Source organism: Halomonas sp. SCS19 (assembly GCF_040147015.1).
GTDB classification, from domain to species: Bacteria; Pseudomonadota; Gammaproteobacteria; order Pseudomonadales; family Halomonadaceae; genus Halomonas; species Halomonas litopenaei.
The window spans coordinates 4,669,518-4,692,195 of record NZ_JAMSHN010000001.1; the positions used below are offsets into that span (position 1 = coordinate 4,669,518).

Consider the following 22,678-nt stretch of genomic DNA (forward strand, 5'->3'; position numbering starts at 1 on the left):
GTAAACTGCGCTTTCTCACCAATTTTTGCCTTGTCTAACCTTCGCTCGTCGACTTTTCGAACAGCGCCTAGCCTGAAACCCTTCCCCGCATGGCGGTTCCCGACAGCACGACACAGGGTGATCCCCCTGCTCTGATCCTTTGCTCTTCCCCCTCAACCCAGCCGAATTGACCGCGTGGCGCCGCTTCCGGCATGATCGTGGCTGCTAGATCACTCCAACCTCTCAACAAAAACAAGGCGCTAGGCGGCTACCATCGTAAAGTGACGGCCCGCCGAGAAGACGCCATTTCGCTGAACACCACCAAGGAACCCCCATGACACGCCACATCGCGCCCCGCCCCCTTGCCCTGACCACCCTGGCCGCCGGCATCGCTCTGTCCACTGCGCTTGCCACGTCCGCCGCCCAGGCCAACGACTTCGCCGACATGGACCCGGTCAAGCTGCGCCTGGCCCACGTGGTCAACGAGCAGGACGGCTTCCATATCGCCGCTACCAAGTTCGAGGAACTGGTCGAAGCCCGTACCGACGGCAAGGTCGACGTCGAGATCTTCCCCAACGCCACCCTGGGTGATGAGCGCACCCTGCTCGAGGGCATGCAGATCGGCACCGTCGACATGGGCGTGATCACCAACGGCCCGGTGGCCAACTTCGTCGAGCCCATGGCGGTGTTCGAACTGCCGTTCCTGTTCGCCTCGCCCGAGGAGGCCTACTCGGTACTCGACGGCCCCATCGGCCAGGAACTGCTCGACAGGCTGGCCGACGTCAACCTCAAGGGCCTGGCCTACGCCGAGCGCGGTTTCCGCAACCTGACCAACTCCGAGCGCCCGGTGGCAAGCCCCGAGGACATCGACGGCCTGCGCATCCGGGTCATGGAAAACCCGGTCTACGTCGACACCTTCCGCGAACTCGGCGCCAATGCCGTGCCGATGGCCTGGACCGAGGCGCTGACCGCCATGCAGCAGGGCACCATCGATGGCCAGGAAAACCCGATCAACGTGATCCACTCGTTCAAGCTCAACGAGACCCAGGACTACATGACGCTGTCGCGCCACACCTACGCCCCGGCGATCTTCGTCATGGGTATGCCGTCCTGGCAGAAGCTGCCCGAGGCCGCCCAGGAGGTCGTCGAGGCCGCCGCCCAGGAAGCCGCCGAGTACGAGCGCGAGCAGAACGCCGCCATGGCCGAACAGCAGCTTGCCGAACTCAAGGAAGCCGGCATGCAGATCGAGGAGTCTCCCGACATCGCCGCCTTCCAGGACGCCGTCGCTCCGGTCTACGAGACCTACGGCGAGCAGTTCGGCGACTACCTGCCGCGCATCCAGGAAGCGCTGAAGGCCGGGGAGTCCAAGTAAGTGCTGTCCCTGCTCGAACGCCTTGAGCGGGGACTCGACGCCGTGACACGCCCGGTGGTGTTCGCCGCCATGGCGGCGTTGATCGGCGTCATCTCCCTGCAGATCATCTCCCGGGTGGCCTTCACCGCGGTGGGCTGGACCGAAGAGGTCGCACGCTTTCTGCTGGTCTGGATCACCTTCCTGGCCGCCACCCTGGCCTACCGCGCCGGCCGTCATATCGCCGTGACCTTCGTGGTCGACACCCTGCCCGGCCTCGGCGGACGAATCGCCAGGATCATCGCCCACCTGGTGGTGCTGGCCTTTCTGCTGGCGCTGATCGTCATCGGCTGGAACTACATGCAGTTGCAGAGTTTCCAGAAGTCGGCGTCACTGCGCCTGTCGATGACATGGATCTACGCGGTGATGCCGCTGGCGGGCGCCTTGATGGCCTTCACCACCCTGGTGGCGATCGTGCGAGAGCTCACCGGCCAGACGCCGGCGAGCCCGCAGGAGGTGACGTGATGCTGTTGCTGTTCATCTCCTTCGTGGTGCTGATGCTGATCGGCGTGCCCATCGCCTTCACCATCGGCGCCAGCACCCTGGCGACGCTGGTAGTCCAGGGCACACCGCTCGCGGTAGTGCCCCAGCAGATGTTCCAGGGCATCAACACCTTCGCCCTGGTCGCAGTGCCGATGTTTATCCTCACCGGCGACCTCATGGCCCAGGGCGCGGTCAGCCGCAAGCTGGTCGACTTCGCCGACAGCCTGTTCGGCTTTCTCAAGGGCGGGCTTTCGCTGGTGTCGGTACTGGCCGGGATGTTCTTTGCCGCCATCTCCGGCTCCGGTGCGGCCACCACCGCTGCGGTGGGCTCGAGCCTGGTGCCGGAACTCAAGCGCAAGGGCTATGACCCGGCCTCCGCCGCCAGCCTGATCGCCGCCAGCGGCACCATCGGCGTGGTGATCCCACCCTCGGTGCCGATGATCATCTACGCGGTCATCGCCCAGGAGTCGGTGTCGGACCTGTTTCTGGCCGGCTTTCTGCCGGGGCTGGCCATGGGTCTTGGCCTCGGTGCCATCGCCTTGGTCCAGGCCCACCGCCGCCAGTACCCCCACGGCAGCCCGCTGTCGCTGGCGACCATCTGGCGGACCCTGCGTGCAGCAAGCTGGGGGCTGATGACGCCGGTCATCATCCTCGGCGGGATCTTCTCGGGGGTCTTCACCCCCAGCGAGGCGGCGGTGGTGGCGGTGGTCTACGCCCTGCTGGTGTCGCTGTTCGTCTATCGCGACCTGACCTATCGGGACGTCTACGCCGTGATGATCCGCTCGGCGATCACCACCTCGGTGATCATGCTGGTGATCGCCACCTCGGCGGTGCTGAGCTGGACTTTGTCCAGCGCCCAGGTGCCGGCCCAGATCGCCCAGTCGGTGCTGTCGCTGTCCACCGATCCCTACGTCATCCTGCTGCTGGTGGTGGCGGTGATCCTGCTGACCGGGGTGTTCATCGAGACCGCCAGCGCCCTGATCATCCTGACCCCGGTATTGCTGCCGCTGGTGACCCAGCTCGGCATCGACCCGGTGCACTTTGGCCTGATCATCGTGGTGGGGCTGGCGATCGGCATGATCACCCCGCCGGTGGCGATCAACCTGTACGTGGCCTCTTCGGTGACCCAGCTGCCGCTCGAGCGTATCACCCGTGCCATCCTGCCCTACCTGCTGGGGCTGATCGGCGTGCTTTTGCTGGTGGTCTACGTGCCCCTGTGGCTATCGTCCTGACGCCGGAGGCGAGAAGGCCGGTTTAGCGCCAACCAGCGAGCCGCGGATGCTGTCACCAGGATCCGCGGTTTTTTCTTTGCTGCCACAGCGCCATACTGGCGATGGACCGCTTCATCGGCGACTCCTTTGCAGCTTCACCGTACCCTGACATCCGGAGCCTTCATGTCCCTTCGCCTGCCTGTCGTTGCCCGCCCCGGCCTTCGCGCCTTCCTGCACCAAGCAAGGATCGGCCTGCCGAGCCGCGCCATGATCGCCGCCATGATCGCCGCCCTGCTGCTGGCAAGCCTCGCCGGCTGCACCACCTACACCTACGATGACGGACACAAGGAGACGGTCTGGGGCGTTCCCCCGGTGGATGAGCACAAGACCGAACAGGAGCGCCAGAACGAAGGCGTCAAGTATCGTGAACCGGGCGTTATCCCGGAAGAATGATCGCCCGATTTGCTCCCTCATTTCACCGGTGGTACAGGCCTCGCCAGGACCTGCTGATGCTCAGGTGCTGCCGCCCTTCACCAGGGTGAATCCCAGATCCCGGATCGGCCGTTCCGGGGTCTTGCCGGACAGACGCTCGAGCAGCAGTTCCGCCGCCTGGGTGCCCATCTCGCTACGGGCCACCGCCAGGGTGGTCAGCTTCGGCGTCAGGTGCTCCGCCAGCGGCAACCCCAGATAGCCCCCCACCGCCAGCTCCTCGGGAATCCTGATGCCCTGGCGGCTTGCCGCCAGCAGCACGCCGCTGGCGACGATATCGTTGGAGCAGTGGATGGCGTCCGGTCGCGGTGTCATCGCCATCACATCCTCCAGCGCCCGCACCCCGACCTCGTAGGACGCCGGCTCGTGGTACTCCAGCACCCCGCCACAGGCCGCGCCCGCCTCCTCCAGCGCTCGCTGGTGGCCCTCCAGGCGCTGTGCCGCCCGGTAGTCATGCCCCAGGTGCGAGCCGACGAAGGCGATACGCCGATAGCCCTGCCCGATCAGATGGGACGCCATAGCGTGACCCAGGGCGACGCCGTCCACCCCCACGTTCATGTCGATGGGGTCGTCGCCCACTTCCATGATCTCTACCACCGGGCGTCCCCAGTCCCTGAGTCGCGAGATCACCCGGGGCCGGTGGCGCAGACCGGTCAGGATCACCCCGGACGGCGAGTAGCCGAGCACCGTATCGACCAGACTGGCCTCGCGGTCCAGATCCCAGTCGGTGGTGGCCAGCAGCATCTGGTACCCCGCCGCCTCCAGTCGCTTCTGGATGGCATCGATGACCTCGATAAAGGTCAGGATCGCCAGCGACGGCACGATCACCGGGATCACGCGGGTGCCCGCTGCGGCAAGCCCCCCGGCGATCAGGTTGGGCACATAGCCAAGCGCCTCCACCGCCGCGTCGACACGCTGCTTGACCTCGGCGGAGACTCGCCCCGGCGTATTCAGCGCCCGCGATACGGTGATCGGCGCGACCCCCGCCTGCCGGGCCACGTCGGCCAGGGTCACTCGGCCCTTGCCCCGGTGGCGCTTGCGTGAGCGAATTTCCTGGCTGTCCATTGGCGTCCTTCCTCGAAGATTCCTTTGGCCACAGTGTAACCCAAGACCAAAGTATGGGTAGCGCTACCATCTTAATGGTAGCGCTACCCATGCAATGTCGGCTACCTTTCGACTACGCCTCGACGCAATAGCGTCGTCGGACGATACGCCCCGAGGAGACAACGACAATGAACGCACGCAGCCTCACCCCCCTTGCCCTGGTCACCGCCATCTCGCTCGGCGCCGCTGGCACCGCCGCCGCCGAAGACCTGGCCATCGCCATCCACACCGACCCGTCCCACGCCATGTTCAAGATCGGCGAGCGCCTCAAGGACACCATCGAGAGCGAGTCCGATGGCGAGCTGACGGTGACCCTGCTTGGCACCGAGGTCGGTGGCGAGCGCGACCACCTGGAAGGCGCCAGCTACGGCGAGTACGCCATCGCCCTCGGTGGCTCCATGCCGATGACCCTGTATGCCCCCGAGTTTGCCGCCGCCGACCTGCCCTTCGTCTACGACTCCAGTGACCAGGCGCGCAAGATCTACGAAGGCGAGATCGGCGAGGCGCTGAATCAGAGCCTGATCGCCAAGGGCAACATGCGCCTGGTGGGCCTGTCGGCACGCAACCCCCGCAACCTGACCTCAAAGACCCCGGTCAAGACCCCGGAGGACGTCAGCGAGGTGCGCATGCGCGTGCCGGAGATCGCGCCCTGGGTCGCGGTATGGGGCGAGATCGGCGCACTGCCGAGCCCGATCGCCTGGCCGGAGGTCTACACCTCGCTGCAGACCGGCGTCATCGACATGCAGGAAAACCCGGTGGACAACATCTACGCCGGCAAGCTGTTCGAGGTGCAGGACTATGTCAGCCGCACCGAGCACGTCTACTCGTTCTTCCACTGGCTGATGAACGAAGACGTCTATCAGGAACTGTCCGACGAACACCGTGACATCGTCCTGTCCGCCATCGACGACGCCACCACCTGGGGCGATCAACTGGTCAGCGATGGTCAGGCGGAGCTGTTTGAAAAACTCAAGGAAGAAGGCATGGAGGTGGTCGAGCCCGATGTCGCCGCCTTCCGCCAGGCCGCGCGCCCCGCCGTGGAAGAGATCGCCCAGGACTACGACCCGGCCGTTCGTGACTATGTGCTGTCACTGATCCAGTAAGTCCGAGGCGGCGCTAACCCCGAAGGCGTTGTTGCCTCGAGGGTTGGCACAGCATCTGACCGTCCCACGGGGCCTCGCCGACCGAGGCCTCCCTCCCTTGAGTCAAGTCCCCGCCACCCGGCGGGGGCAACGGAGTGTCCGATGACCTCATCTCCTACCCTGTCCCGGGCACTGGGTGCTTTCTGGTGGTTGTTGACCACCGTGGTAGTCGGTGCCTTCGGCCTGATGCTGCTGGTCATGGCCATTCAGGTAATCGCACGCTATGCCCTCGGCGTCGCGGTGCCCTGGACCGACGAGGTTTCCCGCTATCTGTTCCTGGCGGAGATCTTTCTCGGTTCGGTGCTGGCGCTGCGCTACCAGGAACACATCCGCATCACCGTCGTCACCGACCTGCTGCCAGCGGGCGCCCAGCGCTGGGCGGCGGTCGCCGCCGACGCCATCAGCATCCTGGTGCTTCTGATGATCATGGGGGGCGCCTTCAACATGATGGAGCGCACCGCCGGCATCTTCGCCAGCACCTTCGACATGAGCTTTTCCTACCTGTACCTGATGCAGCTGGTCGCTGCCGGCCTGATGGCACTGCTGCTGGTGGAGGACCTCGTCGTTCGTCTGCGCGGCAAGCCTTCCACCTTGCCTGACGAACCCAAGGAGTAAGACACCATGGAAATCTTTGCCATCATGTTCGTCGGCCTGATCGTGCTGCTGATGCTGGGGGTGCCGGTCGCCTTTGCGATGATCGCCTCATCGGCGGCGGTGCTGGCCTACACCCGTGGCTTCGCCGAGATCCCGCTGGAGATGATCGCCCAGCGCACCCTGTACGGCGTCAACAGCTTCACCCTGCTGGCGATTCCCGCCTTTCTGCTGATCGGCCGGCTGATGAACTCCGCCGGCATCTCTGATCGGGTGTTCGACGTGGCGCGCTGCGCCGTGGGTCACCTCAAGGGCGGGCTCGGCCACGTCAACGTGCTGGCGAGCATGCTGTTTGCCGGCATGTCGGGCTCAGCGGTGGCCGATGCTGGCGGGCTTGGCGCGGTGGAGATAAAGGCCATGGAAGACGATGGCTTTCCCACCGACTTCAGCGCCGCGGTCACCGCCAGTTCCGCCACCATCGGGCCGATTATCCCGCCCAGCATTCCGGCGGTCATCTATGGCGCCCTGGCCAACGCCTCCATCGCCGCGATCTTTCTCGGCTCCATCCTGCCGGGCCTGTTCATGGGTGCCGGCCTTATGGTGATGGTGGCGGTGATCTCCCATCGTCGTGGCTACCCGACCCGGGCCCGCGCCACCATGGCCGAATTCACCCGTGCACTGTCGCGGGGCCTGCTGCCCATGCTGACCCCGGTGATCATCCTGGTCGGCATTCTGTCGGGGCTATTCACCCCCACCGAGGCCTCGGTGGTGGCGCTGCTCTACTGCATGATCATCTCGTTCTGCGTCTACCGTTCGATCACCCTGCGCGAGTTCGTCCAGATCCTGCGTGACACCGCCATCGACACCTCGGTGCTGCTGCTGATCATCGCCGGCAGCGCGCTCTATAGCTGGATCCTGGCGCGCTACCAGGTCACCGCCCTGGTCGCCGACTTCCTGCTCGCCACGGTCAGCGATCCGATGCTGCTGCTTCTGCTGCTGAGCCTGTTCATCCTGCTGATCGGGCTGTTCATCGATTCCGTGCCGGCGCTGTTTCTGCTGACGCCGCTGCTGGTGCCGGTGGTGGTGCAGTACGGCATCGATCCGGTGCACTTCGGCGTGCTGATGATCTTCAACCTGATGATCGGGCTGATCACGCCACCGGTGGGCACGGTGCTGTTCGCCATCCAGAAGATCACCGACCTGCCCTTCAACACCCTGGTGCGGGCCACCCTGCCGTTCTACATCCCGCTGGTGGCGGTGCTGATCGTGATCACGCTGTTTCCGTCCATCGTGATGTTCCTCCCCAACCTCTTGCTCAAATAACGCCACGACCGGGCAAGGTTTCAGGGCCTTGCCCGGCGGGCTTATCTCAATAGGAGTCATGCCATGGCTGTACTGATCACCGGTGGCCTCGGCCACGTCGGTTCCTGGGTCGCCACCCTGCTCGCCCGCCAGGGCAAGAAGGTCATCATCTGCGATATGGCCGCCCCCCACGTCGACCGCATGGGGCTCGACTATCTCGAGGAAGTGCGTGACAACGTCCACTTCGAAGCGGTCGACGTGCTCGACACCCACACCCTGTTCGAGACATTTCTGCGCTATCGCGACGAGCTGGAAGGGGTCATCCACGGCGTCTCGGTGATCGCCGGGCCGAGCTTCCAGACCCGCCCGTTCAAGCACCTGTCGATCAACGCCATGGGCACCCTGAACGTCTACGAGACCTGCCGGCTGCTGGGCATCGACAAGGTGGTCAACATGAGCTCCGGCGCGGTCTACGGCGACGCCGCCGGCCCCCAGGTCGAGACCATGCCCTACAAGGCCACCGACCTTTACGGCGCCACCAAGATTTCCGGCGAGCTCTACGGCGACCAGTACACGGCGACCTACGGCATGGATATCCGTCAGGCCCGACTGTTCTTCGTGTATGGCCCCGGCAAGCGCCCGTCCCACATGCACGCGGTCTACCAGGCGATGTTCGGGCCACTCGAAGGGCTACGCGATGTGCACCCGGACAACGGACGCGACCAGACCACCGACTGGACCCACGTCGAGGACACCGCGAGGGGCATCCTGGCGCTGTTCGATGCCGACAGCGTGCCTCACCGCCACTACAACATTTCCTGCGGTGTGCCGATCGCCCATCAGGACATCGTCGACAGCGTCACCGACCTACTCGGCCATGACAGCGGCATGCGTCTGGGCCCTGGCCCCTTCGTGGTGCGGGGCAGCCCCCTGGACATCACCCGCGCGCGCACGGATCTGGGCTTCGAGCCGCGATTTACCGATATCCGCGAGGGGCTCGAGGACTACCATCGCTGGCTCAAGAAGAACGCCTGAAACGACACGGCCGGCCTGTCAAAGGCCGGCCGCTCGCAGACGGGTCGATCCGCTTCCGCCATCACTGCCGACGGAACACCAGCGCCAGATTGTTGGCCGGCAGCTCGTGGATGGCCTCCCGGCTCAGGCCGTGCTCGGCGGCGACCTCGGTCACCTGCTCCAGGTCCCGCACGCCCCAGCGCGGGTCACGGCGCCTCAAGTCGGCGTCGAAGGCCGCATTGGACGGCGCGGTATGCTCACCACCACGTCGGTAAGGGCCGTACAGCAACAGCACGCCACCCGGCTCGAGGTGGGCCTGGGACTTTGCCATCAGCGCAGGCGTCACTTCCCACGGCGAGATATGGATCAGATTGATCGCCACCAGGGCGTCAAAGGTGTCATCCGGCCAGGGCTCCAGCACGTCGCGGCGTACCGGCGCCAGCAGATTGCCGCACCCTTGCGTCGCTTGCTCCGGCTCTCGCCCAGAAGGCCCTGCCCGTTGCGCTTCGCTTTCGCCTTGCCTGTCACCCTCCGCTTCCCCTTGCCTATCTTCTGCTGCTGCAAGCGCGCGCCAGGCAGCGATGGACGCCAGCGCCGCCTCGGAAACGTCGCTCGGCTGCCATCGCCAGCCCGGCTGGCACTGCGTCATATAGAGTCCGTGCTCACCACTGCCGCTGGCGAGCTCCAGCACGCGAGCATGGCGTCCCAGGCACTGACGCAGCACCGCGTGGATGGGCTCGCGATTGCGAAGCGCCGCTGGACTGGAGAGTCTCGCGTCGGACATGGGAAAACCTCACGGTAAACAAGGGGAGTAACAAGAGCGGCAATGGCCAAACGAATATAACGGAAGCATGGTAACGTCTGGCATCAACGGCTTGCGCAACGATGCCAAGCGATGATCGTCCCGGTACACTAGCAAAAGATACCCTTCATCTTCACCAAGGACGGCCCATGGCTCGACCCGCGCCTCGCTACCTCGAGATTCAACAGCACATCCTGGCCAAGATCCAGCGGGGGGAATGGCCCACCGACCATCGCATCCCGGGTGAGGAGCAGCTGGCGCTCGACTTCAACGTCAGTCGCATGACCGCCAACAAGGCCATCCGCGAACTGGTTCAGCGCGGCTATCTTACCCGCCAGCCGGGCGCGGGAACCTTCGTCACCGAACGCAAGGCGGAATCCTCGCTGATGGAGGTCCACAATATCGCCGAAGAGGTCCGCGGTCGCGGCCATCACTATCGGGCCAGGGTGCAGCGTGCCGAAGCGATCGATGCCAGTGAGGACATCGCGTTGCAACTGGGGGTCAAGCGAGGCAGCAAGGTCTTCCATACCCGCATCGTTCACCACGAAAACGACGAGCCCATCCAGCTCGAGTTGCGCTACGTCAATCCCCGCCACGTGCCCGACTATCTGGACGCCGACTTCACGCTCACCACGCCCCATCAGGTGCTGATCCAAACCTGGCCGATCACCGATATCGAACACGTGGTCGAGGCCGTTTCGGCAGACACACGACAGGCCGAGGAGCTGGCCATTTCCACCTCCCTCCCTTGCCTGCAGTTGCGGCGGCGCACCTGGTCAAATGACCTGCTCATCAGTTACGCCGTGTTGATCCACCCGGGAGATCGCTACAAGCTGCGCTCGGCGTGGAAGGACTGAGGGACGGACACAGCTTCCACCTACGCACGAGGGCCGGACAGTGATTGTCCGGCCCTCGTGCTTACGGCTACAGCGATCGACAAGGTTACTGCAGTAGCATGGCCGCCGGGATCGCCATTACCAGGGTGAGTGCCACCCGCACCGCCCACACCACCAGCATCTGCCAGATGGTGATGGGAATCCGGGTGGCCAGCACGCAGGGAATGGACGCCGAGAAGAACAGGATGGACGACACCGACACCACGCCGGCGGCAAAGCGCGCCACGAAGTCGATTCCCGCGTCGCCACCGAGCAGCAGCGCCGGCAGGAACATCTCGGCCAGGCCCGCCGCGCTGGCCTGGGCCAGTTCCTGGGCATTGTCGATGCCGAAGATCGCCACCACCGGATAGAACAGCCAGCCCAGCCACTCGAACACCGGCGTGTACTTGGCCACCAGCAGTCCCAGCAGCCCCACCGACATGATCGACGGCAGGATGCTGATCGCCATCACCAGCCCTTCGGTCAGATTCTTGCGTACGCTGGATCCCAGCCGCGGCGCCTGCTCGGCCACCTTGATACCGGTGCGCCACGCCAGCGCCAGGCGATCCCCCTTCCGCGCTTCAGGTTCGCCGTCGGTCGCGGTGTTGTCCATGCCTGACAGCGGCCACAACCGCGCGGTCACCGCCGAGACAACGAAAGTGATCACCAGGGTGATCCAGAAGTAGGCGTTCCAGTAGTCCATCAGCCCCAGGGTCTTGGCGACGATGATCATGAACGGCGCGGAGACGGTAGAGAAACCGGTGGCAATGATGGCCGCTTCTCGGGCCGAGTACTGGCCACCGGCGTAGGCACGGCTGGTGATCAACAGTCCGATCGAGTAGCTGCCGACAAAGGAGGCCACCGCGTCGATGGCGCTTCGACCCGGGGTACGCCACAGCGGGCGCATGACGGGCTGAACCAGGATGCCGATCAGCTCGAGTAGCCCATAGCTCAGCAGCAGCGCCAGGAAGATGGCACCGATCGGCACGATCAGCCCCACCGGAATCACCAGCTTGTCGTAGAGAAAGGGCAGCATGTCCGGCTGATGCAGCAGTGCCGGACCGGCGGTGGTCATGGTCAACAGCGCCGCCACCACCCCCAGAAGCTTGAGCACGGTGAAGATCTTGTCGGTGAGACTGCGTCGCCAATCCCCCTTGATCAACGGATAGGCCGCGCCGGCGATGATCAGCGCCAGGGCGTAGAACCTCGCCCAGTCACCGAGCCCGGCCCGGGCCGCGGTCACCAGATGATCCAGCGGAATCGTGGTTCGACCTTCCCAGGCAACCGGAACAAAGAAGATGAAGATGCCGATGGCGCTGGGCACCAACAGCTTGAACAACAGCAGGCCGAGGGGTGTCTGGCCTACCGAGGAACCAGGAGTCGTCGCCATGAAGGGAACCTCGTCGAAGTGTGAACCAACTCGTAAGTGTCATCTTGTTTGTATATACATTTCAACCGCTATAGTGGCAAAGCACTCCCCCACAGCGCCTTTAGACGATGGTCTAATACGCCACAAACTTCTCCTCAGATTCGTTCGTTAAACGGCGTTGTCACGCTCCGCTACACCTCTTTCCTGCAGCGTCGCAGACAGGCCGCCGGTCAGGGCATCGGACGAACCGGCAAGCACTCCAGAACCACACTTTTCTGTATATACATGATGCTGTCGAGCGATCCCATGGGGCACCCGACGTCTCCCGCGAGTGCTCGAAACGCTCTCGGGTCCCTCGACGACTCGGGGTTCAGAAAAGCCGGTAACGATCCCGCGGCCAAGACGGGGTGCACTCGGCCTAGCCGACCTGCGCTCCCCCGGGGCGATGCTTCAGAGAGGACAGGCCTGGTGCATCCGCGACCCTGTATATACGTTTGCCGAAGCAATCCGTCGAGATTTCACGCCTATCCGCGCACTACGACCATGGTCTATTGATGCGTCACGGCCTGGAACCAAGCCCATAAAACGTCTGCAAGCCGCTGTTTCAACAACCATCCATCAGGCCCGACCCAAGGGTCGGGCGATGCATCACTGGCGACTCGGCGGCTTGACGAAATGGCTTGAAGGCATTATTTGTATATACATTACCCGACACGGAGCATCCCCATGTCCGAGCAATCCAAGCGCCTGCTGTGGCGCGATCTGGCGATCTTCGACGGACTGACCACCCTGCCCGAGCGTCACTGGGTAGCGGTCGAGGATGGACGGATCTGCGCCCTGGGCACCATGCAGACCCTTGACCCGAGTCAACATCGCGACGCCGTCGACATGGGGCAAGGCGGCGTCATGACGCCTGGCCTGATCGACTGCCATACCCACCTGGTCTTCGGCGGGCAGCGCAGCGACGAATTCGAGCTGCGCCTGCAAGGCGCCTCCTACGAAGAGATCGCACGTCGCGGTGGCGGCATCCTGGGCACCGTCACGGCGACCCGGGAAGCCGACGAATCGGCCCTGTTCGACGCCGCTGCAAAGCGTCTCACGTCGATGATCGAGGACGGCGTGACCAGCGTCGAGATCAAGTCCGGCTACGGCCTGACCCTGGCCGACGAACTGAAGATGCTGCGGGTGGCGCGACGTCTCGGCGAGCAACTGCCCGTTCGCGTCACTACCACCCTGCTGGCCGCCCATGCCCTGCCACCGGAGTATGCAGGCGACGCCGATGGCTACATCGAGCTGGTGTGCAACCAGATCCTGCCGGCGGCCCATGCCGAGGGCCTGGTCGATGCGGTCGACGTGTTCTGCGAGCGCATCGCCTTCTCGAGCGAACAGTCCCGGCGCGTGTTCGAGGCGGCCAGGGCGCTTGACCTGCCGGTCAAGGCCCACGCCGAGCAGCTTTCGCTGTCCGGTGGCGCCGCCCTGGTGGCCCAGTTCCAAGGGTTATCCGCCGACCATATCGAGTATCTGGACGACGATGGCATCGCGGCGATGGCCGATGCCGGGACCGTCGGCGTCCTGCTGCCCGGTGCCTTCTACACCCTGCGTGAAACGCAGCACCCACCGATCGACGCCATGCGTCGTGCCGGCGTCGCCTTGGCGGTGGCCTCGGACGCCAATCCGGGCACCTCGCCCATCGTGCTGCCGACCCTGATGCTGAACATGGCCTGCACCCTGCTGCGCCTGACGCCCCAGGAGGCACTGGCCGGCATGACCCGCCACGCCGCCCAGGCCATCGGCCAGCCAGACCTTGGACGTATCGCCGTCGGCGCTCCCGCCGACCTGTGCGTCTGGAACATCGATAGCCCGGCCGAACTGGCCTATGCCGTCCAGCCGGGACGACTCAAGCATCGCCTGCTGGAGGGCGTATTGACCCATGGATGAGCAGCTATCTTCCCCCTGGTCATCCATGACCCCGGCGGCTGACCCAGACACCATGCCGTCCAGCCGGGACGGCTCAAGCATCGCCTGCTGGAGGGCGTATTGACCCATGGATGAGCAGCTCGCTTCCCCCTCGTCTCCCACCGCGCCGCTGACTGAAGCGGACATGGGCATCTGGCAGGGGCGTACCGACCCCGAGCCCAACAGCGAGCGCTGGCACCAGCGCATCGCCGCCTACCGTTCCGGCGCCGAGCCTGGCGTCGTGGTGACGGGCTTTGCCAGTGATGCCGGTGTCGCCCGCAACAATGGGCGGGTGGGCGCCGCCGATGGCCCCGCCGCCATTCGCCGTGCCCTAGCCCCCATGGCCTGGCACCGCGACGCCCCGGCCTACGATGCCGGCGACGTGCACTGCGTCGGCAATGGCCTCGAGGATGCCCAGGAGGCGCTGGGCGCGCGGGTGACCGAGATCCTCGACCAGGGTCACCAGCCAGTAGTGCTGGGCGGCGGTCACGAAGTCGCCTACGCCAGCTGGCGCGGCCTCTCCGAGCATCTGGACAAGGGCCACCGCAGGCCCACCGTGGCGATCATCAATCTGGACGCTCACTTCGACCTGCGCGACCCCAGCGAACAGACGTCTTCCGGCACGCCCTTCGCCCAGATCGCCGCCGACTGCGCCAGGCGTCGCTGGCCGTTCCGCTACGCCTGCCTCGGAGTCAGCCAGGCGGCCAACACCCGTGCCCTGTTTCACACCGCCAAGCGGCTCAAGTCGCTGGTGGTCGAGGATCGCGAGTTTCGCGATAGCCGCATCGCGTACATCAAGCGCGACGTGCAGCGTCTGGTAGCCGACTGCGATCACGTCTACCTGACCATCGACATGGATGTCTTCCCTGCAAGCGATGCCCCTGGCGTCAGCGCTCCCGCCTCGCGGGGCGTGATTCTGACCCACTTCGAGCCAATCCTCGAGTTCCTGCGTCGCTCGCGCAAGCTACGCCTGATCGACATCGCCGAGGTCAACCCGGCGTATGACATCGACCAACGCACGGCGCGTCTCGCCGCCCGCCTGGTCCATCAACTGACCCGGTCCAACGCCTGACCGAGCCTTTTATTCCCTTTCACTACAGGTACCGACATGAACCAGATCACGCCCTCGCTGAACGACCGTCACGATCCTTCGCGCAAGATCGCCGCCCCCACCGGCACCGAGCTGTCGTGCAAGAGCTGGCTGACCGAAGCCGCCCTGCGCATGCTGATGAACAACCTCCACCCTGACGTCGCCGAGCGTCCCGAGGATCTGGTGGTGTACGGCGGCATCGGTCGCGCTGCCCGCACCTGGGAATGCTTCGACAAGATCGTCGAGGTGCTCAAGCGCCTGGAGGACGACCAGACCCTGCTGATCCAGTCCGGCAAGCCGGTAGCGGTGATCCCGACCCACAAGGACGCGCCGCGGGTACTGATCGCCAACTCCAACCTGGTGCCGGCCTGGGCCAACTGGGAGCACTTCAACGAGCTCGACAAGAAGGGACTGATGATGTACGGCCAGATGACCGCCGGGTCCTGGATCTACATCGGCTCCCAGGGCATCGTCCAGGGCACCTACGAGACCTTCGTCGAGGCTGGCCGTCAGCACTTCAACGGCGACCTCAAGGGCCGCTGGGTACTGACCGCCGGCCTCGGCGGCATGGGCGGCGCCCAGCCGCTGGCGGCGACCCTGGCCGGTGCCTGCTCGCTGAACATCGAGTGCCAGCAGTCGAGCATCGACTTCCGTCTGCGTACCCGCTATCTGGACGAGCAGGCCAACGACCTGGACGACGCGCTCGAGCGTCTTGCGCGCTACACCAGTGAAGGCAAGGCCATCTCCATCGGTCTTTGCGCCAACGCCGCCGACGTCCTGCCGGAACTGGTCAAGCGCGGCGTCAAGCCGGACATGGTCACCGACCAGACCAGTGCCCACGATCCGCTGCACGGCTACCTGCCCTCTGGCTGGACCTGGGACGAGTACGTGGCCCGCGCCAAGAGCGAGCCCGACGCAGTGGTCAAGGCCGCCAAGGCGTCCATGGCGGTGCATGTGCGCGCCATGCTCGAGTTCCAGAAGATGGGCGTGCCCACCTTCGACTACGGCAACAACATCCGCCAGATGGCCCAGGAAGAAGGCGTCGAGAATGCCTTCGACTTCCCCGGCTTCGTCCCGGCCTACATTCGTCCGCTGTTCTGCCAGGGCATCGGCCCGTTCCGCTGGGTGGCGCTGTCCGGCGATCCGGAGGACATCTACAAGACCGACGCCAAGGTCAAGGAGCTGATCCCCGACGACGAGCACCTGCACCACTGGCTCGACATGGCCAAGGAGCGCATCAGCTTCCAGGGTCTGCCGGCGCGTATCTGCTGGGTCGGTCTGAAGGATCGCGCGCGCCTCGGCCGCGCCTTCAACGAGATGGTCAAGAACGGCGAACTCAAGGCACCCATCGTCATCGGCCGTGACCACCTCGACTCCGGTTCCGTGGCCAGCCCCAACCGCGAGACCGAGTCCATGCTGGACGGCAGCGACGCCGTGTCCGACTGGCCGCTGCTCAACGCCCTGGCCAACACCGCAGGCGGCGCTACCTGGGTCTCGCTGCACCACGGCGGGGGTGTCGGCATGGGCTTCTCACAGCACGCCGGTGTAGTCATCGTCGCCGACGGTACCGACGAGGCCGATGCCCGCCTGGCCCGCGTCCTGCGCAACGACCCGGCAAGCGGCGTGATGCGCCATGCCGACGCCGGCTACGACATCGCCAGCCAGTGTGCCCGCGACAACGGCCTCGACCTGCCGATGCTCAAGGACTGATGCCGTCCCGGGCGCGGCCAGCCGCTGGCGCGCCCGACCCTGGCATCGAGGCGCCTTGTCCCTGAGGGCGCCTCGTGCCAGGGAGCGCCATGCAAAAAGCGCGAACGCCTGCACAAAGGCCGCCCCTCGGGGCGGCCTTTGTCGTTTACAACCCTGGTTCACTTCGATGCCACTTGAAACGTGCGCCGACGCCCCTGAAGCGGCCGGCGACGGGTCAGGCGCAGCACTGCTTGAACTTGCGCGCACTGCCACAGGGACAGGGATCGTTGCGTCCCGGCTTGAGTCGAGACACCCGGGCCTCGCCATCCAGATAGACCCAGCGTCCCTGGTGGCGCGCAAAGCGCGAGCGCTCTTCCAGCACGCCCCAGCGCTGCCGCCCTGGCGGGCCCTCGGCAAAGGTCGCACGAAACTGCACCCATCCCTGGTCGCCTGTTTCACCGCTATCGAGTATCTCGAGACGCTTCCAGCGGGTATCGTCGTCACCGCCCAGTTGCGCCGGGCAACTGGCTGGGTGCCAGCTATGGCGAAGGTAGTCCTCGAGCCCGAGGGCGAAGGCCGCAAAGCGCGAGCGCATCAGCGCCTCAGGCGAACCTGCGTCCTCGCCCTGGTGCAGCAGACCGCAGCAGTGCTCGAGGACCAGGCCACTGCCGCAGGGGCAGCGGGTGGATGACGTCGTGTTCAAGGTACGGCTCTCCTCTCATCTACCTTGCGCTGTGCCACAGCGCAGGCCTTGTACGAAAACCCGACGTGGGTGGCAACGCTTTAAACAGACTGCCGACCTGTAGCGGCCTCAAGCAAATACCGACCAGCCTGTGGCCTTGGACAGTCCCTCCAGGGCGGCGGTGCCCTTGAGCGAATTGCCGTAGCGATCCAGGCCCGGCGACCACACCGCGATCGACGCCACGTTGGGCACCACCGCCATGATCCCGCCCCCGACACCGCTCTTGCCCGGGAAGCCGACCCGATAGGCGAAGTCCCCCGAGCCATCGTAGTGGCCGCAGGTCATCATCAACGCATTGATCGCCCGCACTCGCTCGAGCCCGATCATGCGATGGCCCTCGAAGCCACCACACAGAAAGCGTGTGGCCCTGGCGAGCTGGGCGGTGGACATCTCGATGGCGCAGTGATGGAAGTAGGTTCCCAGCACCCGGTCACAGTCGTTGGTCAGGTTGCCGCAGGAACGCAGGAAGTAGGCCAGGGAGAAGTTGCGATCCCCGGTGGCATGCTCGGAGCGCGCTACCTGCTCGTTGATGTGGATGTCCTCGTCGCCGGAGGCTTCCCGCAGAAACCGCAGAATCTCGCCGAGGGTATCGCGTGGCGCGTTGCATCCGAGTACCGCGTCGGTGGTGACAATCGCCCCGGCGTTGATGAAGGGATTGCGGGGAATGCCCTCTTCCACCTCCAGCTGGACGATGGAGTTGAAGGCCCGGCCCGATGGCTCGCGCCCGACCCGCTGCCACAGGCCATCGCCGTGACGCCCCAGTGCCAGCGCCAGGGTGAAGACCTTCGACACGCTCTGGATCGAAAAGGCCTTGGCGGCGTCGCCGGCATGAAACTCCTGTCCATCCACGGTGCACACACTGATGGCGAACTGGCGGGGATCGACGCAGGCAAGTTCGGGGATATAGCTTGCCACCTGGCCCCACTCGCCTGCCTGACGAGCCTCGCGATCCAGCCTCTCGACCAGCGCCTGAAGTTGTTCCGGCGTAAGGGTCTTTCCCATGAGCGTGATTCTTCCAAGAGCCTGACAAGGCTGGCGATGGTCGCCCCCTCCTTCGTGGCTGTCAACGCCGGTTCCCGGCCGGGGACAATCACCCGGGCGATATGTCCCGCTCAGCGCCCGCGCCGCTTGGTGCGCATGGTCGCCTCGGCGGCAAGCGGATCTTCTGGCCAGGGGTGCTTGGGGTAGCGGCCGCGGTTCTCCTTGCGCACCTCGGGGTAGACGTTGCGCCAGAAGCTTCGCAGGTCCATGGTCGTCGCCAGCGGCCGCCGTGCCGGGGACAGCAATTCCAGGCGTACCGGCACCCGCCCGTCGACGATACAGGGCGTGGCTTCGCAACCGAACAGGGCCTGCAGCTTGGCGGCCAGCACCGGCACGATACGCGTGCCGTGCTCGTCGCCGTCGTCGACCTCACGCTCATAGCGCAAGGCCGCACTGTCACCGCTTGGCAGCGCCAGCCGTCGCGGTGCCAGCTCGTCCAGCTGGCCCGCCAACGGCCACGGCAGACGTTCGCTCAACAGCCGTTCCCAGGGCAGCGCCAGCACCTGATCGAGCCTCGACAGGCCATCCAGATGCGGACCGAGCCAGTCCGCGAGCTCGGCCATCAGGCTGGCGTCGTCAAGCTCCGGCCACTGGGGATCATGCGCCCGTCGCAGCAGCGCTACCCGTCTTCTGAGCTGTTCTGCCGCCTCGTCCAGCGGCAACGCCTCGCGCTGCCCCACGGCGTCGAGCAGCGCCCTATGCCTCGCCTCTCGACTCGGCGGTCCTGCCAGGGGCTTGCGCTCCAGCACCACGGCATCGAGGGCGCGTACTCGCTCGCCTTCCAAGCGTCCCGCCGATGCGTTCCAGGCGACCCGCTCGGTCCAGTCGCCAAGTTCAGGAAAATGCGCCAGCAGTGCCGCCTCCTCGATCCGCACACCACGATAGAGCCGAGCCTCACGCTGGCGACCGTCCAGGTCCACCGCGACCAGCAGGGGCGCATGGGCCAGGGGGTGATCGCTTGCCAGCGTCACCAGGCCACCGCCACGCAGGCGAAAGCGTCCGGGCGAAAGGTGCTGAGCGACACGGTCGGGGTAGGTGCAGAGCAGAAGCTCGCCCAAGGTTATTGAGGCGCCCGGCTCGCCTGTCTCACGGGACTCACCCCCATGGGCCTTGTCCAGCGCCACCCCGGCGCGCTTGCACAGTCGCCGGGCTTCACGCTGCCAGGCGGGATCAGGCCTTGGCGACGACAGCAGCGGTACGAACACCCGCTCCAGATCCGGCTCCCGCGAGGCGCCCTGACGACCTTCCAGCCAGGCGGCCAGGGCACAGGCCAGGGCCAGCGACGCCTCGCCGGCGCGGCTGGCTCGCTCCAGCATGGCGGCGAGCCGGGGATGCACCGGCCAGCGTCCGGCTGCCCGGCCCAGCGAACTCAAGCCGCCATCAGGCTCGACCAGCCCGAGGGACTGCAACAGCCGACGCCCGCTATCCAGGGCCGCTGTCCCTGGCGAAGTCACCCAGGCAAGCGCGGACACGTCCTTGACGCCCCAGCGCGCGAGTTCGAAGGCCAGGCCGGACAGGTCTGCCTGGTGGATCTCCGGCTCGGCGTGGGGCGGCAGCGGCTGCTCTTCCGCCCACAGCCGATAGCAGCGTCCGGGCCCCTGGCGCCCTGCCCGCCCACGCCGCTGATCGGCGCTGGCTCGGTTGACACGGCGGGTCTCGAGACGCGAAAGCCCGGTACGCGGGCTGAAAACCGGCACCCGCTCCATTCCGGCATCGACCACGCTGCGCACGCCATCCACGGTGACACTGGACTCGGCGATGGCGGTGGCCAGCACCACCCGACGCCGGCCATTCGGGTCAGGACGAAGGGCAGCGCGCTGCTGCTCGAGCGGCAAGCGTCCATGCAGCGGCAGTACCGCGATATCCTCCAGCCGCTCGCCCAGCCAGCGCCCGAGACGTTCGATTTCGGCAACCCCAGGCAGGATCACCAGCACGTCGCCAGCAGGATCACCACCACCCCTGGCATCGTCATCTCCGCCATTGGAGACAGGATCGGACGCCTGCAGCGCCTCCATGACCACCCGGCCCTGCTGCTCCTCCGCCGAGGCGCGCTGGGACAGCGGCCGATACAGCGTCTGGACCGGATACTGCCGCCCCGGGCACTCGATCACCGCCACGTCCTGCCCCAGCACGCCTTGCATGGCGGCCACGTCCAGGGTGGCGGACATCACCACCAGGCGCAGGTCCTCGCGCAGCCCCTGCTGGACGTCGAGGGCCAGCGCCAGCCCCAGGTCGGCCTCCAGACTGCGTTCATGGAACTCGTCGAAGAGGATGCCGGTGACGCCCTCCAGCATGGGGTCATGCTGCAGCATGCGCGACAGCACGCCCTGGGTGACGACTTCGAGGCGAGTCGTCGGGCCGACGCGGCTCTCGCCACGCATGCGATATCCCACCGTCTCGCCCGGCCGCTCGCCCAGCAACTCGGCCATGTGGCCCGCCGCCAGACGCGCCGCCACCCGACGAGGCTCCAGCAGCAGCAGACGCCCGCGACCATCGTCGCCACCGCACCAGTCACAGTCCAGCAGGGCCAGCGGTACCCGAGTGGTCTTGCCGGCCCCGGGCTCGGCCACCAGCAGCGCCCGGTTGTGCTGTTCAAGCGCTGCGGTGAGCTGAGGTAGTCGGGCATCGATGGGCAGGCTGGGCGGTGAAGACATCGGCTCGGGGGCTCCTCGGGCGGGACGGGACGGGACTGAACTGGGCTGCACTGGCCTGCACAAGCAAGGCAGCAATGCGCCGCCGATGATAGCACGCCGTTCCCCCAGGGCCCGGCGGCAGCGACCCCGCCCGAGGCCTAATTTGTATACACCAGAAACAACATTTTGTTGCCAGTAGATGACGTTTTTGTCTACGCTCTTCAAGCTGACCGAAAGGTCAGGTTTTTTAAGCGCGACGCCCGTCGCGGCATCACCCAGACAATCGACAGCGGCCACTACAACGACAAGAGGACCCTGAGATGAGCGAGACCACGTCCACGCTTTCACCGCGCGACCGTCATCCGGCAGCCAGCGCGAGTCGCCCTGACGGCGACGACGGTACTGCGGATCAAACCAACCAGGACGCCGTCGGCCGGCTTGCCTGGCTGGATCGCTACTTCAACGTCAGCCGCCGGGGCAGTTCGCTGAAGACCGAACTGCTGGCCGGGATCGCCACCTTTCTGGCGGGCATGTACATCATCGTGGTCAATCCGGCGGTATTGTCGGACGCCGGCATTCCCTTCTCGGCGGCGCTGTCGGCTACGGTGGTCATCAGCTTTCTGAGCAGCCTGGCCATGGCGCTGTACGCGCGAAACCCCATCCTGGTGGCGCCCGGCATGGGCATGAACGCCCTGTTCACCTACACCCTGGTACTGGGGGCGGGTCTGTCCTGGGAGGTCGCACTCGGATGCGTGTTCTGGTCCGGTGTGATGTTCGCCGTACTGGCCATGTTCAACGTCCGCGAGGCGATCATCGACGCCATTCCGCCGTCGCTGCGCTACGCCATCACCTGCGGTATCGGCCTGTTCATCACCTTTATCGGTCTCAAGAACGCCGGCTTCATCGTGGCAAGCCCCGCCACCCTGGTCAGCCTGGGCAGCCTGGACGCAAGTCTCGCCACCTTCTTCATCGGGCTGATCGTGACCGCAGTACTGGTCATTCGCGGCTTCAACGGTGCCCTGATCCTCGGCATCGCCACCACCACCCTGCTGGCCGCACCGATGGGGCGTCTGTGGGGTGACGAGGTGGTCGTGGCATGGCAGGGACTGGCCGCCTGGCCGGACTTCTCGGCGCTGGGCCAGGTCGACGTGCTGGGGGCTCTCAAGGTCGCCTACCTGCCCTTTATCTTCGTGATGCTGTTCACCAACTTCTTCGATGCGCTGTCGTGCTTCATGGCGCTGTCGGAATCCGCGGGACTCAAGGATGCCAAGGGCAACCCGCGCAATCTCAAGCGCTCGATGACGGTGGACGCCTTCGCCTCGATGATCGCCGCTCCGCTGGGCACCAGCGCCGCCCAGACCTTTATCGAGTCCGGCGCAGGGGTCGCCCAGGGCGGGCGCACCGGCCTGACCGCGCTGGTGATCGCGCTGCTGTTCCTGCCGTTTCTGTTCCTGTCGCCGCTGCTGTCGCTGGTGCCGGGCATCGCCACCTCGCCGGCGCTGGTGCTGGTGGGGCTGTTCATGATGGCCCCAGTGGGAAAGATCGACTGGGCACGCTTCGAGGAGGCCTTTCCTGCCTTTCTGGCGATCATCCTGATGCCGTTGACCTACTCGATCACCCTGGGCATCGCCTTCGGCTTCATGAGCTTCGTGCTGATCAAGCTGACCACCGGCAAGTTCACCGAGATCAAACCCGCCATGTGGGTGTCCGCGGTGCTGTCCGCGATCATGCTGGTGACGGCGCAATAGGGTAAGCAAG

19 protein-coding genes are annotated in these 22,678 nt (G+C 65.7%); 13 read left to right on the forward strand and 6 right to left on the reverse strand.

Translation table 11 applies throughout. The annotated features are described in order from the left end of the window. Window positions 1-313 precede the first annotated feature (313 nt). The 4 genes from NFH97_RS20220 (at window position 314) to NFH97_RS20235 (ending at window position 3,534) form a co-directional block, all read left to right on the forward strand. On the forward strand, window positions 314-1,351 hold the full coding sequence (locus NFH97_RS20220; RefSeq protein WP_213229009.1) for a TRAP transporter substrate-binding protein: 1,038 nt from the start codon (window positions 314-316) through the stop codon (window positions 1,349-1,351). Next, window positions 1,352-1,852 carry a TRAP transporter small permease gene (locus NFH97_RS20225; RefSeq protein ID WP_315900841.1) on the forward strand — a complete coding sequence of 167 codons (501 nt, stop codon included), beginning with the start codon at window positions 1,352-1,354 and terminating at the stop codon, window positions 1,850-1,852. Then, a complete protein-coding gene (locus NFH97_RS20230) occupies window positions 1,852-3,102 on the forward strand; it encodes a TRAP transporter large permease (protein WP_231498723.1) in 1,251 nt (416 codons plus the stop codon). The genes NFH97_RS20225 and NFH97_RS20230 overlap by 1 nt, the downstream gene beginning before the upstream one ends. Before the next feature lie 162 nt (window positions 3,103-3,264). Next, a complete protein-coding gene (locus NFH97_RS20235) occupies window positions 3,265-3,534 on the forward strand; it encodes a hypothetical protein (protein ID WP_315900842.1) in 270 nt (89 codons plus the stop codon). Between the two features lie 60 nt (window positions 3,535-3,594). Here the strand turns inward: NFH97_RS20235 and NFH97_RS20240 are convergent, their stop codons facing one another. Then, window positions 3,595-4,635 carry a LacI family DNA-binding transcriptional regulator gene (locus tag NFH97_RS20240; RefSeq protein WP_045994305.1) on the reverse strand — a complete coding sequence of 347 codons (1,041 nt, stop codon included), beginning with the start codon at window positions 4,633-4,635 and terminating at the stop codon, window positions 3,595-3,597. Between the two features lie 167 nt (window positions 4,636-4,802). Here NFH97_RS20240 and NFH97_RS20245 point away from each other — a divergent pair, with 167 nt between their 5' ends. The 4 genes from NFH97_RS20245 (at window position 4,803) to NFH97_RS20260 (ending at window position 8,744) form a co-directional block, all read left to right on the forward strand. Next, window positions 4,803-5,777: a TRAP transporter substrate-binding protein gene (locus NFH97_RS20245; RefSeq protein WP_045994306.1), complete on the forward strand. Its 975-nt coding sequence runs from the start codon at window positions 4,803-4,805 to the stop codon at window positions 5,775-5,777. Between the two features lie 141 nt (window positions 5,778-5,918). Next, the gene (locus NFH97_RS20250) at window positions 5,919-6,431 is read left to right on the forward strand and encodes a TRAP transporter small permease (protein ID WP_045994307.1); all 513 of its coding nucleotides are present in this window, start codon (window positions 5,919-5,921) and stop codon (window positions 6,429-6,431) included. Window positions 6,432-6,437: 6 nt separating this feature from the next. Then, window positions 6,438-7,730 carry a TRAP transporter large permease gene (locus tag NFH97_RS20255; RefSeq protein ID WP_045994308.1) on the forward strand — a complete coding sequence of 431 codons (1,293 nt, stop codon included), beginning with the start codon at window positions 6,438-6,440 and terminating at the stop codon, window positions 7,728-7,730. Between the two features lie 63 nt (window positions 7,731-7,793). Then, entirely contained in the window at window positions 7,794-8,744 is a 951-nt protein-coding gene (locus tag NFH97_RS20260) for an NAD-dependent epimerase/dehydratase family protein (protein ID WP_222516865.1), read from the forward strand. 61 nt (window positions 8,745-8,805) lie between these two features. Here NFH97_RS20260 and NFH97_RS20265 read toward each other — a convergent pair whose 3' ends face one another. Next, window positions 8,806-9,507, reverse strand: coding sequence for a DUF938 domain-containing protein (locus tag NFH97_RS20265; protein WP_124804696.1), 702 nt, complete (start codon window positions 9,505-9,507; stop codon window positions 8,806-8,808). A 167-nt stretch (window positions 9,508-9,674) separates the two neighbouring features. Between NFH97_RS20265 and hutC the strand changes: the two genes are divergently transcribed. Beyond that, on the forward strand, window positions 9,675-10,382 hold the full coding sequence (gene hutC, locus NFH97_RS20270; RefSeq protein WP_045994311.1) for a histidine utilization transcriptional repressor HutC: 708 nt from the start codon (window positions 9,675-9,677) through the stop codon (window positions 10,380-10,382). Between the two features lie 85 nt (window positions 10,383-10,467). Here hutC and NFH97_RS20275 read toward each other — a convergent pair whose 3' ends face one another. Then, a complete protein-coding gene (locus NFH97_RS20275) occupies window positions 10,468-11,790 on the reverse strand; it encodes a YjiH family protein (protein ID WP_045994312.1) in 1,323 nt (440 codons plus the stop codon). Between the two features lie 705 nt (window positions 11,791-12,495). Here NFH97_RS20275 and hutI point away from each other — a divergent pair. The 3 genes from hutI (at window position 12,496) to hutU (ending at window position 16,525) form a co-directional block, all read left to right on the forward strand. Beyond that, window positions 12,496-13,707 (forward strand): imidazolonepropionase, encoded by a 1,212-nt coding sequence (gene hutI / locus NFH97_RS20280; RefSeq protein ID WP_349625452.1) that lies wholly within the window; start codon window positions 12,496-12,498, stop codon window positions 13,705-13,707. Between the two features lie 106 nt (window positions 13,708-13,813). Next, window positions 13,814-14,797, forward strand: coding sequence for a formimidoylglutamase (gene hutG, locus NFH97_RS20285; RefSeq protein WP_349625453.1), 984 nt, complete (start codon window positions 13,814-13,816; stop codon window positions 14,795-14,797). 36 nt (window positions 14,798-14,833) lie between these two features. Continuing rightward, the gene (gene hutU / locus NFH97_RS20290) at window positions 14,834-16,525 is read left to right on the forward strand and encodes a urocanate hydratase (protein ID WP_213228994.1); all 1,692 of its coding nucleotides are present in this window, start codon (window positions 14,834-14,836) and stop codon (window positions 16,523-16,525) included. A gap of 214 nt (window positions 16,526-16,739) precedes the next feature. On the opposite strand, the gene NFH97_RS20295 is transcribed toward hutU, so the two are convergent. From NFH97_RS20295 to hrpB, 3 genes are all read right to left on the reverse strand, one after another. Then, on the reverse strand, window positions 16,740-17,207 hold the full coding sequence (locus NFH97_RS20295) for a YchJ family protein (protein ID WP_349625454.1): 468 nt from the start codon (window positions 17,205-17,207) through the stop codon (window positions 16,740-16,742). A 108-nt stretch (window positions 17,208-17,315) separates the two neighbouring features. Then, window positions 17,316-18,248 (reverse strand): glutaminase, encoded by a 933-nt coding sequence (locus NFH97_RS20300; RefSeq protein WP_349625455.1) that lies wholly within the window; start codon window positions 18,246-18,248, stop codon window positions 17,316-17,318. Window positions 18,249-18,358: 110 nt separating this feature from the next. Then, on the reverse strand, window positions 18,359-20,941 hold the full coding sequence (hrpB, locus tag NFH97_RS20305) for an ATP-dependent helicase HrpB (RefSeq protein ID WP_349625456.1): 2,583 nt from the start codon (window positions 20,939-20,941) through the stop codon (window positions 18,359-18,361). A 299-nt stretch (window positions 20,942-21,240) separates the two neighbouring features. Here hrpB and NFH97_RS20310 point away from each other — a divergent pair, with 299 nt between their 5' ends. Further along, window positions 21,241-22,668 (forward strand): NCS2 family permease, encoded by a 1,428-nt coding sequence (locus NFH97_RS20310; RefSeq protein ID WP_349625457.1) that lies wholly within the window; start codon window positions 21,241-21,243, stop codon window positions 22,666-22,668. Window positions 22,669-22,678: the final 10 nt, after the last annotated feature.

Excerpts from the sequence above, each read along its gene's own strand:
- NFH97_RS20250 (WP_045994307.1), top strand. The coding sequence starts at position 5,919 with ATGACCTCATCTCCTACCCTGTCCCGGGCACTGGGTGCTTTCTGGTGG.
- hutG (WP_349625453.1), top strand. The coding sequence starts at position 13,814 with ATGGATGAGCAGCTCGCTTCCCCCTCGTCTCCCACCGCGCCGCTGACT.
- NFH97_RS20310 (WP_349625457.1), top strand. The coding sequence starts at position 21,241 with ATGAGCGAGACCACGTCCACGCTTTCACCGCGCGACCGTCATCCGGCA.
- NFH97_RS20240 (WP_045994305.1), bottom strand. The coding sequence starts at position 4,635 with ATGGACAGCCAGGAAATTCGCTCACGCAAGCGCCACCGGGGCAAGGGC.
- NFH97_RS20245 (WP_045994306.1), top strand. The coding sequence starts at position 4,803 with ATGAACGCACGCAGCCTCACCCCCCTTGCCCTGGTCACCGCCATCTCG.
- NFH97_RS20235 (WP_315900842.1), top strand. The coding sequence starts at position 3,265 with ATGTCCCTTCGCCTGCCTGTCGTTGCCCGCCCCGGCCTTCGCGCCTTC.
- hutU (WP_213228994.1), top strand. The coding sequence starts at position 14,834 with ATGAACCAGATCACGCCCTCGCTGAACGACCGTCACGATCCTTCGCGC.
- NFH97_RS20220 (WP_213229009.1), top strand. The coding sequence starts at position 314 with ATGACACGCCACATCGCGCCCCGCCCCCTTGCCCTGACCACCCTGGCC.
- hutI (WP_349625452.1), top strand. The coding sequence starts at position 12,496 with ATGTCCGAGCAATCCAAGCGCCTGCTGTGGCGCGATCTGGCGATCTTC.
- NFH97_RS20300 (WP_349625455.1), bottom strand. The coding sequence starts at position 18,248 with ATGGGAAAGACCCTTACGCCGGAACAACTTCAGGCGCTGGTCGAGAGG.
- NFH97_RS20255 (WP_045994308.1), top strand. The coding sequence starts at position 6,438 with ATGGAAATCTTTGCCATCATGTTCGTCGGCCTGATCGTGCTGCTGATG.
- NFH97_RS20260 (WP_222516865.1), top strand. The coding sequence starts at position 7,794 with ATGGCTGTACTGATCACCGGTGGCCTCGGCCACGTCGGTTCCTGGGTC.
- NFH97_RS20230 (WP_231498723.1), top strand. The coding sequence starts at position 1,852 with ATGCTGTTGCTGTTCATCTCCTTCGTGGTGCTGATGCTGATCGGCGTG.
- NFH97_RS20265 (WP_124804696.1), bottom strand. The coding sequence starts at position 9,507 with ATGTCCGACGCGAGACTCTCCAGTCCAGCGGCGCTTCGCAATCGCGAG.
- hrpB (WP_349625456.1), bottom strand. The coding sequence starts at position 20,941 with ATGTCTTCACCGCCCAGCCTGCCCATCGATGCCCGACTACCTCAGCTC.
- hutC (WP_045994311.1), top strand. The coding sequence starts at position 9,675 with ATGGCTCGACCCGCGCCTCGCTACCTCGAGATTCAACAGCACATCCTG.
- NFH97_RS20275 (WP_045994312.1), bottom strand. The coding sequence starts at position 11,790 with ATGGCGACGACTCCTGGTTCCTCGGTAGGCCAGACACCCCTCGGCCTG.